This window comes from uncultured Nitrosomonas sp. (assembly GCF_902826915.1).
Taxonomy (GTDB): Bacteria; Pseudomonadota; Gammaproteobacteria; order Burkholderiales; family Nitrosomonadaceae; genus Nitrosomonas.
Genome location: NZ_CADEGP010000036.1, coordinates 13996 through 29555, shown reverse-complemented (window position 1 = coordinate 29555; position 15560 = coordinate 13996). Strand labels below are relative to the sequence as shown.

Below are 15560 nucleotides of genomic sequence, written 5' to 3'. Positions count from 1 at the left end.
CTACACCGCTTTCTCCTCACTTGTCATACACCAGAAATAATCATAGCTCATGTTTTTGACAGCACACATCAGATGCTACAAATAAGTTTTAAAATGAAAACCGATGAGCCGTAAAGGTGATTGCTGGAATAATGCGCCAATGGAAAGCTTCTTTGGCACATTGAAAAATGAATGTTTACATCACTATAAATTTAAAACTAGAGCTGAAACAAGAAAAGTAACGTTTGAATATATTGAGGTGTTTTACAATCGTATTCGAAGGCATGCAAAAACTTAAGAAAATGCAGCATTCTCGGAATACTTTCCCGCCCACTAAATCGGATCTAGCTCAATTGAATGGAAACTCAAATCATCAAGAGCCATATTTTTATAGATACTCATTTTTCCCGACAGCTTGCCTGGAAAAATTATTGTTCAATGCTTTTTCAGGGTCGACTAATTAGATTCCCGTGGCAAGGCCATGGGAATCGCAAGTTCAAATAGCCTCGTCTTTGACTTCCGTGTTACTATGAGACTTATCTCGAATTTCTATTTCTTCTTCTTGTGGTAAATCTAATTTTGTAACTTCTTGATCTATCGGTTTTCTTATTTCTTCTTCACTTGTAGATGTACTTTTTATATTGCTGCTATCTTGTACATCTTCTACGTCGGTACTAGTATCTTTACCGATATTATTTTCACTGCTTCTATTTTCTTCTCTACTATCAGAACCGAAAATACCTGAAATCCAATCAAAAAACCCCATGGTATATCTCCTTTTGTTGGAACAGCGATAATATAGATCAATACAAAAATTCTATAACATAAGTTCTAATTATGAATTATGTAGCTTACTTATTATTAAATGAGTACTACATTGCCTCCTTCCGCTATATTAAAAAATAAAACTCGAATCATGATTACTTGTTAGTAGAAAGACTTAACCAAGGCGCTCTATCATCTCAAATTTTCTGGTATTTAAATCGGTAAAGCCAGTAAGTATTTGCAAATTAGGTGTTAAATCCAGAACTTTATCTTTTATGGTATTGAGAGTAAATTTACTGAGGAATTGAATTTTTTCTTTTACAAGATGATATTCAGGCTCCGCTTCATCTCTATAAACGCCCAAGGTCATGAAAACGACACCGTCGGGATCAATTCGACCTCCATCAATATTACTTTTCAGCAGCTTAGCGGCGGTCTTGATAGCAGCGGAAATATTTGGATCGAATGGTCCGGCTATAAAAGCTGTACTGCTGAGGTGCAACCAGTCAAAACCACGACTGTCTCCCAATACCCATTCTTTATGTTCGGCATCTTCAATAGGTTTGTTGGAAACCCGAATCTCTGCAATGTACTTTATATTTCCAAGAACTAATGGAATGAAATCTCGAATAACGTATTCAGGCATAGAGGAATAGTGTGAACGCAACATTGCCTCTAATTCGATCTGAGAAGTTTTTGTTCCATTTGTCAAGTCAATTGGATTGCCCATTCTCTCCATGCAAAACCAAGGCATCTAAATCAGTTTCAATACCACAAACAATCGGTACAACTGAACCACTTTTATCATAGACAGAATCAAATTGTTGTTTTAGTTGTATAGCAGCACTCTTGGTCGCATCAGTGTTATAACCAAACCCTCTGCAGCTGCGATGGGTGTCACCGCGTGTATAATGATAGGCTACAAATATCAAACACTGTCTACTGCGACTAATGGAGTATTCCACCCATTGATCAATAGCAGCCTGGAAAAAGGACCAGCCTAAATTGAAGATGCCGCCAAGGCTTCGAAATGGTTGAATAATTTCAAAAGTGGTCTGTGTCATGACCGGTAGATGTAGTCGGACATCCACACATTTAGGTTCTGCCATTTCAGTTGGATGCTCTCCGCGATACCTGCGCCTTTCTGTTGTCGAATCCATGAAGCTTCGAGAGTGACGAATATTTATGTCAAGTAGACAATCAATTTCGGTTTTGGGCTTGCTACTAACACTAGTTATCATATTTTTGCTACTATCTTTTTCTATGTTGCTTCCCTTATCTGTAATGCCCTCACAAATTTTAGAATTAGAAGCACTAGAAAGCCAATCAAAGAAACCCATTACACTGCTCCTCATATGAGGAGGCAATTATAAGCAATTGTTAATTAATTGCCAACGGGATTAACCAATCTGTTCTACCATTTCAAATTTTCTGGTAATTAGGGCCTGTTAACACTATTTGATATAATATGGTGATGGAAATCACCGAAAGCCAATATCAACAGATCGAACACTGTATGCCGCGCCAACGTGGCAATGTCAGTCATTCCAATCTACAAATTCTCAATGCTATTCTGTATGTTACCGAGCATGATTGCAAGTGGCGTGGACTGCCCAAGCGCTTCGGCAATTGGCACACCATCTACACTCGAATAAATCGATGGGCGAAAAGTGGCGTGCTCCAAAAAGTTTTTGAGCAGTTGCAGCAACAACAAATCATTCGCATCAAAATTGAAACCGTTTCGATGGATAGCACCAGCATCAAAGTGCACCCTGATGGTACTGATGCATTAAAAAAAACGGCCCGCAATCCATCGGTAAATCCCGAGGTGGCTGGACCACCAAGATTCATCTGGTTGCCGTAGATGCCAGAACAGCCATAACCTTTGCCTTATCTCTGGGGCATGCGCATGATGCACCGGAAGGGCGACAACTCTTGTTAACGCTCGGCCCCGTCTCTTCACCTACTCATCTTCTGATGGATCGTGCTTATGAAGGTGCTCAAACCAAACAGCTTGCATTGGAGCTCGGTTATATCCCGGTTGTCCCACCCAAAACTAATCGCTTGGAGCCCTGGGAATATGACCGTGCCATGTACAAAAAACGCAATGAGATCGAAAGATTATTCCGCAGACTCAAGGGCTTTCGTCGAATATTCTCCAGACTCGACAAACTGGATATCATCTTTCTCTCATTCACCCATTTCGCTCTTATCGTCGAAGCACTTAGGTAGTGTTAACAGACCCTAATTGACGTGATGGCATAGACAGGTCAGACCGGTGTTGGCAAAACCCGTGGAGCTCGATAGCAAAGACCAACCAGTCAATGCTGTGCGGTCGTTTGGGAGCCAACAAGCAGGATTCCATCATGGGCAGCGCATGGCGCAAAACAAGCGCACAAATAGCCCGAATATACGACTGCGATCTTAATCTTCCACACCAAAATGACAAAAAATCACTTGGCAAACTGGAGGCGTCCATATACGAGCTCCGCCTGCGCGAAATATGCCGATACCTTACGTAATATCTCGTTGGCTCGCTTTAATTCCCGATTCTCCCGTTCCAATGCCTTGAGTCGCTCACGATCCGCAGTCAACATGCCGCCCCGAATTCCCTGATCAGTCTCTGCTCGTCTTACCCATATGAGCAATGTCTTCGCTGTACAGCCAATCTTTGATGCGATCGATTTGATCGCCGACCATTGCGATTCATACTCCTTTTGGCGTTCAAATACCAATCTTACCGCTCGTTCCTGTACTTCCGGTGAATAACTGATTTGATTCTTCATCTCTTCTTCCTCTCAAATCATTTTATCTCCAGAAAATCCGGGGCGATTCACTGAATCCACCGTGCCAGATTCCTGACAGCAACATTTTTAACAGCAGCAACCCGGGATAGGCAGGACGGTCTGCGGCATCAAATGTAGAAGCATAATATTCAGCGATTGCTTTTTCTATCGGTTCCCAATCAATCAGGTAATCGATTTGATTGAGAAAGTTTCCTTTGCGGGTGCGGCGGGTGACATCAAACTCTGAAAAACTCATATCAATTAACTCAACACTATGATTAAAAACATTATTATGTCATCATCCGCACCTGAAAATGACTTTAACCGCGCAAAGTTCCTTGCTTAAATAATTGCCATGAAAAACCGAAGGCAGATAGTCCAAAGACAGCCATATTCATAGACAAGCAGACAATATTTCATCAAGGTCTAGCGCTCTATCTTGTTCTTCGGCACCGGATCAAAACCACCCACATTCCATGGATGGCAGCGCAAAATGCGTTTCACTGCAAGCCAGCCGCCACGCAAAACGCCATGTAGTTCTAGCGCCTCAATGGCGTAATTTGAACACGCGGGATAAAAGCGACAATGAGAACCTAACAATGGGCTAATCGTATATTGATAAAGTTTTATTACACCTACCAGGATTCGTCTAAAGAATGTACCCATACGTAAACTCCCCTTGTTTTTCCATCCTGCGCCGCATCCATTCATTTTATCCAGGAACTTGATTCTGGGAGCATTTAGAAATGCTCTCAGCGCATATCATCACCACATACCACAGGTTTATCATCCACTTCATGATAACAAGGTATGGTATATTTAAGAAGTCATTAGCCAGCAAGCAGGAATTATTTCTTGAAAAAATTTGTTTGACTGATACAAACGCTGGGTAATAGATCAAATTCAATTTGAACAAGCTTTTCTCAAGCTCTACGTTTTTATTTGAAACAACATATTACTTCTCAATCTCACAATTTCTTGTACACTATTTCCCAGAAAATTTACGGTTTATCGCAGATAATTGCATTTACAAAAGGAAGAATACATGATTTTCTGGCGCGTAAAATCAATTGACGCCATTCTGGCTACAGCAGAAAAGAAATGCCTTCAACGGTCTTTGGGGGCATGGCAGTTAACTCTTCTCGGTGTTGGTGCAATTATAGGAACAGGCATTTTTGTACTCACAGCCGAAGCTGCGCAAAAAGCTGGACCTGGAATGATGTTCTCCTTCATCATTGCCAGTTTTGTGTGCATGGTGGCTGCCCTTTGTTATTCCGAATTATCTTCGATGGTGCCAGTCTCGGGTTCCGCCTATACATATTCCTATGCAGTATTAGGCGAACTGGTAGCTTGGATGGTTGGCTGGGCGTTAATACTCGAATACTCAGTCGCCGCGAGTGCAGTTGCAGTCGGGTGGTCAGGCTATTTTGTCGGTTTGCTCGATAATTCGCTAGGAATCAAGATACCCATTGCATTAGCCAATGGCCCCTTCGCTGGCGGCATCATCAATCTACCAGCAGTTTTCGTTTGTATTTTGGTTGTCGGATTGTTGGTTGTTGGTACACGTGAAAGTGCCTCGTTTAATGCTGTACTTGTCACGATCAAGATTGCGGCTTTGACACTGTTTATTGCACTGACACTCCCCGTTGCTGAGATCGAGAATTTCCAACCATTTTTGCCTTTGGGCGAAGCAGGCGTAGTTGCTGCGGCATCCTCCATTTTTTTTGCCTATGTCGGATTCGATGCGGTTTCAACTGCTGCCGAGGAAACCAAGAATCCACAACGCAACGTGCCGATTGGACTCATCAGTTCTCTCGTAATTTGCACCATCTTCTATATACTGGTTTCAGCAGGTGCAATCGGCTCGATCGGTGCACAGCCCATACTAGACGAAACCGGCAAAGGCCTAGCGCCTGGTTCAATAGTTCTGGCTGAACAATGTCAATCGCTTGCCACCGTTGGACAACAACCACTCGTATGCTCGCGTGAAGCTTTGGCTCTGGTTTTACGAGAGATTGGCTGGGAAAAATTTGGCAATCTACTTGGCCTAGCCGCATTCCTGGCATTGCCTTCGGTTGTTCTAATGATGCTATTTGGGCAGACGCGCATTTTCTTCGTTATGGCACGCGATGGATTACTTCCCGAAGTATTAAGTCGTGTGCACGCACGATTTAAAACACCTCATATTGTGACTTACATAACAGGTATCGGCGTAACCATTGCCGCCGCCTTCTTCCCAGTTGGTAAGCTAGCAGACATCTCCAATTCTGGTACTTTGTTCGCTTTCATGGTGGTTGCATTGGCAGTAATGATACTTCGCGCCAAGGATAAGCATCGCGCACGGCCTTTCAAGGCACCGATAATCTGGTTGGTGGGGCCACTTGCTGTAATTGGCTGCGTCACACTTTTCTGGTTTCTACCCAATGATGCGAAACTGGTTTTTCCGATTTGGTCTGGAATCGGATTGATTTTGTATTTCTTTTATGGTTACCGGAGAAGTCATCTCGCTCTCGGCATCGACACCTCATCGGGCGGTGAAAATATTATCAAACCGGTTCGACCACTAGCAGATCGCAGTCAAGATTCCTTAGCATCAAAAAGCAAAGACTGAGAATTAAATTCCCTAGGAAGTAGATGCTGATTCCTAGGGTCTGTTGACATTTCACATAGGTAGCCACAGATATCCAAATGTCATGGCGACCATACTTTCAAAATCTCCCTTCAGTTTGTCGTATCGTGTCGCTACTGCCCGATACTGCTTTAGCCTTGCAAAAGCATTTTGCACCCAATGCCGGTATCTATACATACCCCAATCCATATCGCTGTCATAGCCTTTGTCTGCAACAATCGCTTTCGCGTCAGGCGGTTTGGCAATCAAATCAGGTGCTATAGAACAGTCATTGGCTTCTCACCAGTGATTCCAAAATCGGCTGGTAAACCATAACTATCAACTACCAGGTGAATCTTTGTGGTATTGCCTGTGCGGCTTTTCCCGATCGCCTGTGGCTCCTTGTCCGCTGCGCCTGCACTATGCTGGTGCGCTTTACCATAGCTACCGTCAATAAATTCCCATTCACAATCCAAATCAATAGATAGCGCCTTGAGAATCCTTAACCATTTGCTGCTTAATGACCGCACATTGAATCTTTTGTAGATGGAACTACAGCTTCCAAATACCTCAGGCAAGTCTCGCCACGGGCAGCCAACCCGCATTCGATACAACATGCCTTCTACCGTCATGCGCAGATTGCGCTTGTTATAAGAAGCAGAATCTTCTCCAGCTTCGACCAGAACTCATCACTGAGCATTAACGGGGCATCGCAAACTCGTTTTGTTGGTGGCATAGGAACCCCCAATATTAAGAATTTGTTATTATCTATTATATACTTATATCAAAACGTCAACAGGCCTTAGAAAAATAGGTGTTTAGCAGCAATATTATTTTTTATATCGATGCTTCAGGTATTCTATTATTGGAGGAGTTATCGATAAAATAATAATAGCCAAAATGACTAGTTTGAAGTTTTGTTGAATCATCGGAAGTTGCCCGAAGTAGAATCCAGCATAAATAAATATACCGACCCACAATATAGCACCGACAATGTTATAGGTTATAAAGGTGCGATAGGGCATCGTTCCAATCCCTGCGACAAAGGGTGCAAATGTTCGGATAATTGGAATAAAACGCGCGATAATTATCGTTTTGGCTCCATACTTAAGGTAGAAGGCATGTGTTTTATCTAAGTATTCACGTTTAAAGAAACGCGATTCCTGCGAAGTAAAAACTTTAGGACCGGCCTTTTTCCCTATCCAATAATTCACGCTATCTCCCAAAATACCTGCAATACATAATCCGACAAACAAGATATGGGGACTGAGTTGCGAGTCCTCAAATGAAGCTAGAGTACCTGCCGCAAACAAAAGCGAATCTCCTGGCAGCAAAGGCATCACAACCAATCCAGTTTCACAAAATATTATCAGAAAAAGAATACCATAAACCCATAGACCATATTCTGAGGATAGTACATAAAGATGCTGATCAATGTTAAGTATAAAGTCGATAAGAAACATGAGGGTAAAGTAAATTCGTTATAAAACAATGCTGCATGAAAAAAAATTACTCTGCATTAACTACATAACCTATTCATTTACAAAAGGAAGGAACAGACACAAACTTCTTCACAACAACGATGAATTTTCCATTGCAGCCTATTCAGAATAGCTATACGGCTTCTTCCTCTCAAACCGCAGTACAAAAAATAATAATTAATTAGTGACTTTTGGCCCTAGCCGATGCCGATCCCATAGAGGCACACCAAATACATCATGGATAAAATAATATGCGACTGGAACACCCAGTATCATTCCCCACAAACCAAAACCGTGATAGGCAATAAGTAAAATAATAAGCACCAGGACCGGATTAAGCTTGAGGTGTTTACCATAGATCATCGGATTAAGCCCATAGGCTTCAATAATATGAATAATGGTTATCATGCCAACTATTCCTAACGCTAGAGTCAAACCACCCGTATTCAACGCAACCAACACCATCGGCGTAGTAGAGATAAATACACCCAGCACTGGAATAAAACTGCACACAAAAACAATTAATGATAATAATGCAACTGACGGAATCCCAAGTATTATCAGGCCTATCAAAGTCAGGAGGGTATTAACACATGCAATCATTGCCTGTGCTTGAATGGCGCGACCAACGACATAAGCAAAACGGATTACGGGCTGTGCGGTCTCCTGATAAAAATCTTTTAGTCTCGACTCATGCAGGCTTTTCATCAAACCACCGAGACGAACGCTGTCAAACAAAATCAGAAAACTGAATAATAGTGCTAGGGACATCGTACCGATCGCTTGGTAAAGATAATTGATAAGCTTTGGTAATTCCTCACGAACCTTACCCATTTGTTTTGTCATGAGGACATCCACCAATAGCTCGGTTTCCCTGTCGTAATATTTTCTCAGCTTTTCATACGTATCTTCAGTAATCTCGCTATCGCTGACGTCATCCAGATGATCAACATCAGAGAAATCGAGCTTTTGCCGGAACCGATTAAGCTTGGAATCTATTACCCTCAGACTATTCTCATCCAGAATACTACGGGCATAGCCATGCAGAGGGCGCTCCATACCCGGGTATTTGCCAATAATATCCTGTTTCATCCCAATCAATCTTAACTGCACTTCACTGAAATTATTAATAAAACGATTGGCTTCCCCGATGACGCTAGGTGTCACATAACGAAAAAAACTACCCAGCACAACCAGAAAAAAAATGTATACCAACACTAGGGATGCCCGATGCGGCAATTTCAATTTGTTCCGCCCAACATGCACCAACGGTGTCGCAATAAAAGTAAGAACAAACGTGATGAAAATCAATCCGAAAAAGTCTTGCAATAGCCATAAAATACCAATCAGAATGAGCCAGATCAGTATACGGCGGTTGGCCTCATAAAAACTATCAAAACTAAATGACATTATTTTCAAATTCTCTGTGTGGTTAAAATTAAATCAACTAACCCGTATCAAGAGACTACCTGATAAATATTATAGGAGTATTTCATAAATATGATGATATTCAGACGACTATGATATACCTCTTAATTATTTGCCAGTGTATCAAAAAATATTTACTGATACTGAAACTATGCGCTACCCAAGCTCTGTCAAGGGTCTGCTTATTCCGTTAAAAACAGCCGTGATATTATCTCATGGCATTAACTAGCACCATCATTAATAAGCTTCGCTTATGGGTACGATAGAATAGCTGCTACAGCTACGTTAGGTTTTATTGAGCATAAAGTCTCTATGTAAATCCGAATAGCAGAATAACACCATCTTTACATTAGAACTCAACTGATCACCATTGCATACAAGAAGAAGGAAGGCTACAGCAACATGCTGTAGGTGATATATAAAATGCCTATCTAGCGAACACAAACCCTTCCACTAGATAGGCATTTTTATTTTTTACTGGATAGTACTGACTAACACCGCCTTATTACTCAAATACTGTGAGGGATTAAGTTTCTATAAAAAACAAAAACATAAGTCACATAAGGGCAGTGACAAGTTTCTCAGTCTAGAATACGCCGTATACAATTGCTCCGATAACAATAAAAACAGCCGCTGAGATGAAGAACAATCTCAGAACTTGCGCATCTGTTTCTCTTCTGTTGACTTCGCTCATAATTTATCTCCTTATTTAAGGTACATTCTTTCTTTGATTTAGATTTAAAGCCGATAAATTATCGACCCCCCTTGCTCACACAATCACAAAATTTTGTAATCGTGAATCTTATCTCCGCCCCTCAGATTCACTGCTACAGCGATCTTTATGTGTGGAGCCGAGTAATTTATTCGCAATCATCTTGTACCACTTAGATTACTGCGCCGTTGAATTCTAACTCACATTTAACAACAATGAAAGTATTGAAATTAAGTGCGCTTTATTATTTACCAGAAAATCGCATGATTGACAATATCTTTTCCGGTTATCGGGCTTATGCTAACAGCCCGTTAAGATCACAATGTCAAAGGCTTCACGTAGCCCGTCAATTCAAGATAGCCACGCCCTGCCGGCTTATCATCCCTGGTTAGCGTCACAGCACCTTCCCAATAAACCGCTGCGGTCGATTGGCGCGAATCCAGTTCCTGATCGTCCAACAATGGCGTAAGCCGCCATTCAATCTCACCGGTACGAATATGCATAGCAACCGGATAAACCGCCTCTGTATGCGGTGATCGCCAAGTACGTATCGGCGTAAATTCAACTTGATCAGGATCAAACAAAGTCATATTTCCCTCAGCATCGCGTAACGCTGCATAAGCCCATATTTTGCCACCTTGTTTTGCACGTATTTGAAACGCCATTAACGCTGAACCATCATCCAGGTTGGCACCTACCCAATCCCATCCATCGGCATCCGGATCCAAATAGGCGGTTGACCATTCATGATCCAGCCACGCACGTCCATTAACAGCGACTGATTTGTTTTGTCTGAATACTGTGCCGGTTACATTCAAATGTGGCTCGCTATAGTAATAACTGGCCTGTTCCGGCTTTGGGCCTTTACGGGAAAAACCGTCCATATCTTGCAGCATTACGTTTTGCGTAGGTGCTAATGACAATTTCAAACCAAAATCGCTGGCTTGCATATTCACCTGGTAGCGGCCATCTTTCTCGCGTATCAACGTCCAATCGTCCAATTTAACATCAGTATTACCCTGTTTGGCATAGGCGAGATCAAAACCCTCGCGGGCAGTTCTTTCGATGTGCATCAATTTACCGACCGCAGGATCGGATAAAGCCAAGTGCGCGATAATTAAGTGCTTTGCAGCAAAACGGCTCGGATTATCGTGATTATGGTCAGTGGCATAACGGAAAAAAGTAACCTGAAAACCTAACGGCTTGTTATCTTCCGTTTCCAACCAACCGGTGATATACCACCACTCAAGACGAAAATCCTGGTGTGCCCCATAATCCATTGGGAAGGACAGCTTGTAATCGGGCGTAACCGGTTTTAATCGGCTCGATTCGGCAGATACCAGAGTGACGAGTAAACTAAAAAACAACATGACAAGAACGATAGAACCACGGCTAAATTTGTTCCGTTTCATTACCAATCCTCCCGTACAACGCGAATAACCTGACCGGAAACTGCCTTGCGTCCGAAAACCAGGGCTGTCAATGTCGCCGAAATCAACATAATGATGGCAATCGCCAATAACCAGCTCCACGGCATATGCAGTTGCATGGTCCAGTGAAAGGACTGTGGGTTTACGATAAAAACCAGTATCAAACTGATACTCCATCCCAGCAAAAACCCCAACCCAACACCGAGTGCAGTCAGCAATCCCCCTTCCGTGGCCAGCATGACAAGAACCTGCCGGCGCATTACACCGATATGCCGTAACATGCCAAATTCCTTGGCGCGGGCCAGTATCTGCGCAGAGAAACTGGCCGCCACACCCAGCAATCCAATAATCACTGCCACTATCTCCAGTAAATATGTCACCGCAAAACTTCGATCAAAAATCTCCAGACTCAAAGCTCGCATGTCACTTGATCTCGATATTTCAAGCGCAGCACCAAACGGCAATTGCCGCAAACTCGCAATGGCAGCATTCAATCTCACTTCAGCTTGCAACCACAACGCCACATTATTGACGCTCAAATCTCCTGTCAATCGCTGATAATCCGCCAACTGCATCTGTATCGCACCAAATTGGCGGCCATAATCACGCCACACCCCGGCAACCAGAAATTCTCCAAATGCTGCGCCAATCGGCAGAGCCACGCTTTCACCCACCCGATAACCATATAAATCGACCATCGCTTCAGATACCCAGACAGGAATTGCATCTTCAGGCAATGATCCTGGCGCAATCACATCATCCGTCAGCGGCAGCGTATTGCGTGGATTCATTTTATCCACAGGCCGAGCAAACAAAGTAATATCCGGGCGATCAACATCAAGCGTCATCTTTTGGGTTCGAAAGAATTCCACTCGGTCAAATTCTGGCAACGCAATAATCGCATTTTGCGCATCGGATTGAAAACCGCCCTGATCACCGATGACACTAGTGTGCACGTACAAATCGGCCGGCAATACATGCCCAAGCCAATTGTCGATTGATACGCGAAAACTTGTCACCATAATCGCCATTGCTACCATCAGGCTAAAACTGGCCAATATGCCGCCCAATGCAATTGCGGCCTGACTCGAAGTATTCGCCAATCGAGCCAGCACCAATGTAACAACAGCGCCGATCCGAATAGAGCGTAACCGGCTTAACAAAAAAGAAAACACCCACACTGCAAATCGAGGCATCAAAGCGATACCACCCATCAACAATAATGCAATCGCGAGATAACCAAATACCGGCAGCTCGAAAATGGGAGGCAATTGCGTAAACAGCAGTGCAAGCGATAAACAAATCACCGCAAACCACGGTGTAGACAATTTTGCCATGGCCTCATCTTCAGCACCGGACCGCAATGCCAATGCAGGCTTAGCACGAACTGCCTCCAATGCGGGCGCGATGCTTCCCAGCAACGTCACGCTTAAACCTACTACAAAAAATATCAAAGCATCCCAAGGATCAAGAGAAATATCTGGCTTAACGCCTGGAAAAAAATTTGCCCCTAAATCTCCTCCCAAAAACTGGATTGCCGTCGCTGCAACGGCATAGCCCAACCCCAGTCCCAGTACCGAGCCTATTATTCCCAGAAATCCGCCTTCAGTGACGATCTGGCGCAACAATTGTTGCCGCGTGAAACCCAGCACACGCAACAACGCAAATTGTTGACGCCGTCGGATCACTGATAAAGCCTGCGTGGAAAATACCAGGAATGTACCCGTAAATAGAGCCACCAGCGCCAACATATTCAGATTAATACGATAAGCACGCGACATATTGGCAATCCGCGCTTCCTGGTCCGCTGTTTCCATAACCCAATAGGATTCACCTAATTCCTCAGCCAGCTGGGCTTTAAATGCCGCGTGATTAACGCCTTCTCTGAGTTTCAGTTCGATCCGTGACAATTGCCCAATCTGTTCAAAGCGCCACTGAGCCGTACCAATATCCATCACCGCTAAGCGTTGACCCGCGCGCGCGCGTACCAAACCACCTGCAACACGTAGCATGATCGTTTGCAATCCAGCCTGTAATTGCAGCGCATCGCCTTGCTCAACCTGCAACCATTCCATTGCAGCAGGGGATAGAAATATTGTATCGCTGGCTATACGATCCAACGTTTCTCCTTCTTCCGGCAACCCCAGCAAATCGGGAGAAATTTGCGCCGCCCGGAATGGATCAATACCGATGATTTTCAGCTTGTGATCATTTCTGCTTTGTTGTTTGCCCGGCACCGCCACATCCAATTCCAGGACGGGGTTCGCTAATGCAATACCTGGATGTTTAGCCAGCACGGGATAAAGTCCTTCATCAAGAAAGGCTTTTTTCCCGCGCACCTGCAAATCTGATTGTCCGGAAAGACTCTTGCTGGCCGCGGAAAATTCATTAAAAGCAGCACTGTTAATCAAATGAATTGAATATGCCATAGCAACCCCGATGGCAATAGCAATGAGTGCAACGACTATTTGCATGATATGCGCGCGCCATTCACTGACCAGCATCCAGCGGAATATCGATGTCGCTTTCATGGCTTGTGCTCTAGCTGCGCCAAGCGCAATCCATCCTTGGTCAAATTCAACACTCTGTCCGCCGTTGCAGCTGCCACATGAGAGTGCGTTACAATAATGCCAGTCGCACCATTCGCTTTGATTGCCCTGCGCATCAATTGAAGAATTTCATGGGCGGTATCCGGGTCAAGATTACCCGTCGGCTCATCTGCAAGAACCAATTTGGGCCGATGGATCAATGCACGTGCAATGGCCACTCGCTGCAATTCGCCGCCGGACAACTGGCGTGGAAAGTGGTGCCCGCGACCGTGCAACCCTACTTGCCCTAGCATCTGATCCACGCAATCCGTTGCCATACTATTCAACAACAGTGGCAACGCGATATTCTGTGCCAATGTCAAATGCGGCAACACGTGAAACGCCTGAAAGACAAAACCAAACTGTTCGCGCCGTAATTGCGTCGCGGCATCATCTTGCATGGATGAAATGGCAACCCCATCAATACAGATTTCACCGGAATCCGGCGCATCCAAACCAGCAATCAGGTTCAACAAAGTTGACTTGCCTACACCCGATTCACCCATAATCGCGACGTACTCACCCGCATTCAGCGTGTAGCTCAGATTAGCCAATACCTTCCGATCTTCGGCATAACCTTTAGTAATGTTGCGTAACTCCAGCATATTCAATAATACCCCGGTAATTCATTCAAAATAGATGGCCGACAAAACCGCAAAAAAACAGTGCATGCATCGCCCGACCAAGGTATGCTTTAACTTTACCACGATAGTTAATTAATCGAAGGCACTTCTGGAAATCCAAAATCCTGGATCAAGTAAGACGCGCACAGGAAATAGTTTCGTTGCATATACTTTATATATTACTCAAGAAGTTTTTAAATAATGCAGCATTGTAAAAGCGTTGGAATTTCTGGAGGAATTCGCTAAAAATAGGAGAAAAATTATGGCACGAGCCAGCGCACGTCATATTTTGGTTAAAACCGAAGAGCAATGTAACAACTTAAAAGCAGAAATAGAAAGTGGCACTGATTTTGGCACACTGGCTCAGGAGCACTCATTATGCCCATCCGGAAAGCAAGGCGGGGAACTGGGCGAATTCGGCCGCGGACAAATGGTGCAGGAATTCGATACCGTCGTCTTTAGCGCTCCTGTCGGTGAAGTGCAAGGCCCGGTTAAAACACAGTTTGGCTATCATCTGCTGGAAGTGACGCAACGCAGCGATTAAAATCTACAGCGTAATTCAATGCGTACTACCAAAATCAGAAGATGCCGGATAGATCATCAACAACACAAACTGATACTTCCAAGACTCGTCTTTTGACAGGAATCAACCCTGCGCAAGCACTTGGATTCGCAGTCAGTTATTTGATGACCAAACCAGCATTTGCACGCCTGCCGTTCGGGCACTGGTCCCGTATACTGGTTGGACAAATTAACCGCGGCCACTATCTGATCGCATCCGACAATGGGCACATTGTCGGATTTCTCGGCTGGGCACTGACCACGCAAGAAAAGGGTGAAATGTGGCTTGCGGAGCAAGGCGAACTTTCCTTCGAAGATAGCAAAGCTGGTGAGATCCTGCTGATCAATGCTTGGGCATCGGAATCGAACGATGTCACGCACGTCCTCCTCGAACGCTTACGCGAGATCGGACGCGCTCAAAAAATGATCTATTTTAAACGCCATTATCCAGATGGCCGTGCCCGTCCCGGACGCCTCAGCGTCAATGCTTTCGTCGATGCGCATATTCGTACCGCCCAATCCAGTGAGAAATTCAACATTCCAACTTCTCAATAGCATGAGCATAGAATCCCCCTCAAAGCACAAGAATATACTTTCAC

Annotated in this window: 14 protein-coding genes and 3 pseudogenes; 5 read left to right on the top strand and 12 right to left on the bottom strand. The window is 44.0% G+C overall.

The features are described 5' to 3' along the window. Positions 1–103 precede the first annotated feature (103 nt). Positions 104–277, top strand: a pseudogene (locus QZV86_RS07920) (IS3 family transposase); the annotation flags it as partial. 198 nt (positions 278–475) lie between these two features. Here QZV86_RS07920 and QZV86_RS07915 read toward each other — a convergent pair. From QZV86_RS07915 to QZV86_RS07905, 3 genes are all read right to left on the bottom strand, one after another. Beyond that, positions 476–745, bottom strand: coding sequence for a hypothetical protein (locus tag QZV86_RS07915; RefSeq protein WP_295625875.1), 270 nt, complete (start codon positions 743–745; stop codon positions 476–478). A gap of 174 nt (positions 746–919) precedes the next feature. Then, positions 920–1474, bottom strand: a complete 555-nt coding sequence (locus QZV86_RS07910) for a hypothetical protein (RefSeq protein ID WP_295625872.1) — start codon at positions 1472–1474, stop codon at positions 920–922. Further along, a complete protein-coding gene (locus QZV86_RS07905; RefSeq protein ID WP_295625869.1) occupies positions 1458–2084 on the bottom strand; it encodes a hypothetical protein in 627 nt (208 codons plus the stop codon). The genes QZV86_RS07910 and QZV86_RS07905 overlap by 17 nt, the downstream gene beginning before the upstream one ends. A gap of 134 nt (positions 2085–2218) precedes the next feature. Here QZV86_RS07905 and QZV86_RS07900 point away from each other — a divergent pair. Next, positions 2219–2976 (top strand): IS5 family transposase gene (locus QZV86_RS07900; protein ID WP_295625883.1). Its coding sequence is split into 2 segments (ribosomal slippage): positions 2219–2534 and positions 2534–2976, totalling 759 coding nucleotides; the frame shifts between segments, so codons are not numbered across the junction. 231 nt (positions 2977–3207) lie between these two features. Here the strand turns inward: QZV86_RS07900 and QZV86_RS07895 are convergent. The 3 genes and pseudogenes from QZV86_RS07895 to yidD all read right to left on the bottom strand — a co-directional run. After that, positions 3208–3530: pseudogene (locus QZV86_RS07895) on the bottom strand (transposase); the annotation flags it as partial. 22 nt (positions 3531–3552) lie between these two features. Beyond that, positions 3553–3786 carry a hypothetical protein gene (locus QZV86_RS07890; protein ID WP_295625866.1) on the bottom strand — a complete coding sequence of 78 codons (234 nt, stop codon included), beginning with the start codon at positions 3784–3786 and terminating at the stop codon, positions 3553–3555. A 170-nt stretch (positions 3787–3956) separates the two neighbouring features. Then, positions 3957–4196: a membrane protein insertion efficiency factor YidD gene (gene yidD / locus QZV86_RS07885; protein ID WP_295625880.1), complete on the bottom strand. Its 240-nt coding sequence runs from the start codon at positions 4194–4196 to the stop codon at positions 3957–3959. A gap of 379 nt (positions 4197–4575) precedes the next feature. On the opposite strand from yidD, the gene QZV86_RS07880 reads away from it, so the two are divergent. Continuing rightward, a complete protein-coding gene (locus QZV86_RS07880) occupies positions 4576–6141 on the top strand; it encodes an amino acid permease (protein ID WP_295625863.1) in 1566 nt (521 codons plus the stop codon). A 51-nt stretch (positions 6142–6192) separates the two neighbouring features. Here the strand turns inward: QZV86_RS07880 and QZV86_RS07875 are convergent. The 6 genes and pseudogenes from QZV86_RS07875 to QZV86_RS07850 form a co-directional block, all read right to left on the bottom strand. Continuing rightward, positions 6193–6838 (bottom strand): annotated as a pseudogene (locus QZV86_RS07875) (IS5 family transposase). 130 nt (positions 6839–6968) lie between these two features. Further along, complete coding sequence (locus QZV86_RS07870; RefSeq protein ID WP_295625860.1) at positions 6969–7601, bottom strand: DedA family protein; 633 nt, start codon at positions 7599–7601, stop codon at positions 6969–6971. 195 nt (positions 7602–7796) lie between these two features. Then, complete coding sequence (locus QZV86_RS07865; RefSeq protein ID WP_295625857.1) at positions 7797–9029, bottom strand: AI-2E family transporter; 1233 nt, start codon at positions 9027–9029, stop codon at positions 7797–7799. Between the two features lie 1047 nt (positions 9030–10076). Next, on the bottom strand, positions 10077–11171 hold the full coding sequence (locus QZV86_RS07860) for a carotenoid 1,2-hydratase (protein ID WP_295625855.1): 1095 nt from the start codon (positions 11169–11171) through the stop codon (positions 10077–10079). Beyond that, complete coding sequence (locus QZV86_RS07855; RefSeq protein WP_295625853.1) at positions 11171–13720, bottom strand: FtsX-like permease family protein; 2550 nt, start codon at positions 13718–13720, stop codon at positions 11171–11173. Before QZV86_RS07855 ends, QZV86_RS07860 begins: the two co-directional genes overlap by 1 nt. Then, on the bottom strand, positions 13717–14382 hold the full coding sequence (locus QZV86_RS07850) for an ABC transporter ATP-binding protein (protein WP_295625877.1): 666 nt from the start codon (positions 14380–14382) through the stop codon (positions 13717–13719). The genes QZV86_RS07855 and QZV86_RS07850 overlap by 4 nt, the downstream gene beginning before the upstream one ends. A 280-nt stretch (positions 14383–14662) precedes the next feature. On the opposite strand from QZV86_RS07850, the gene QZV86_RS07845 reads away from it, so the two are divergent. Together QZV86_RS07845 and QZV86_RS07840 are read left to right on the top strand one after the other, a co-directional pair. Continuing rightward, positions 14663–14944 carry a peptidylprolyl isomerase gene (locus QZV86_RS07845; RefSeq protein ID WP_295625851.1) on the top strand — a complete coding sequence of 94 codons (282 nt, stop codon included), beginning with the start codon at positions 14663–14665 and terminating at the stop codon, positions 14942–14944. Between the two features lie 41 nt (positions 14945–14985). Continuing rightward, positions 14986–15516 carry a toxin-activating lysine-acyltransferase gene (locus tag QZV86_RS07840; RefSeq protein WP_295625848.1) on the top strand — a complete coding sequence of 177 codons (531 nt, stop codon included), beginning with the start codon at positions 14986–14988 and terminating at the stop codon, positions 15514–15516. The last annotated feature ends 44 nt before the right edge of the window (positions 15517–15560 follow it).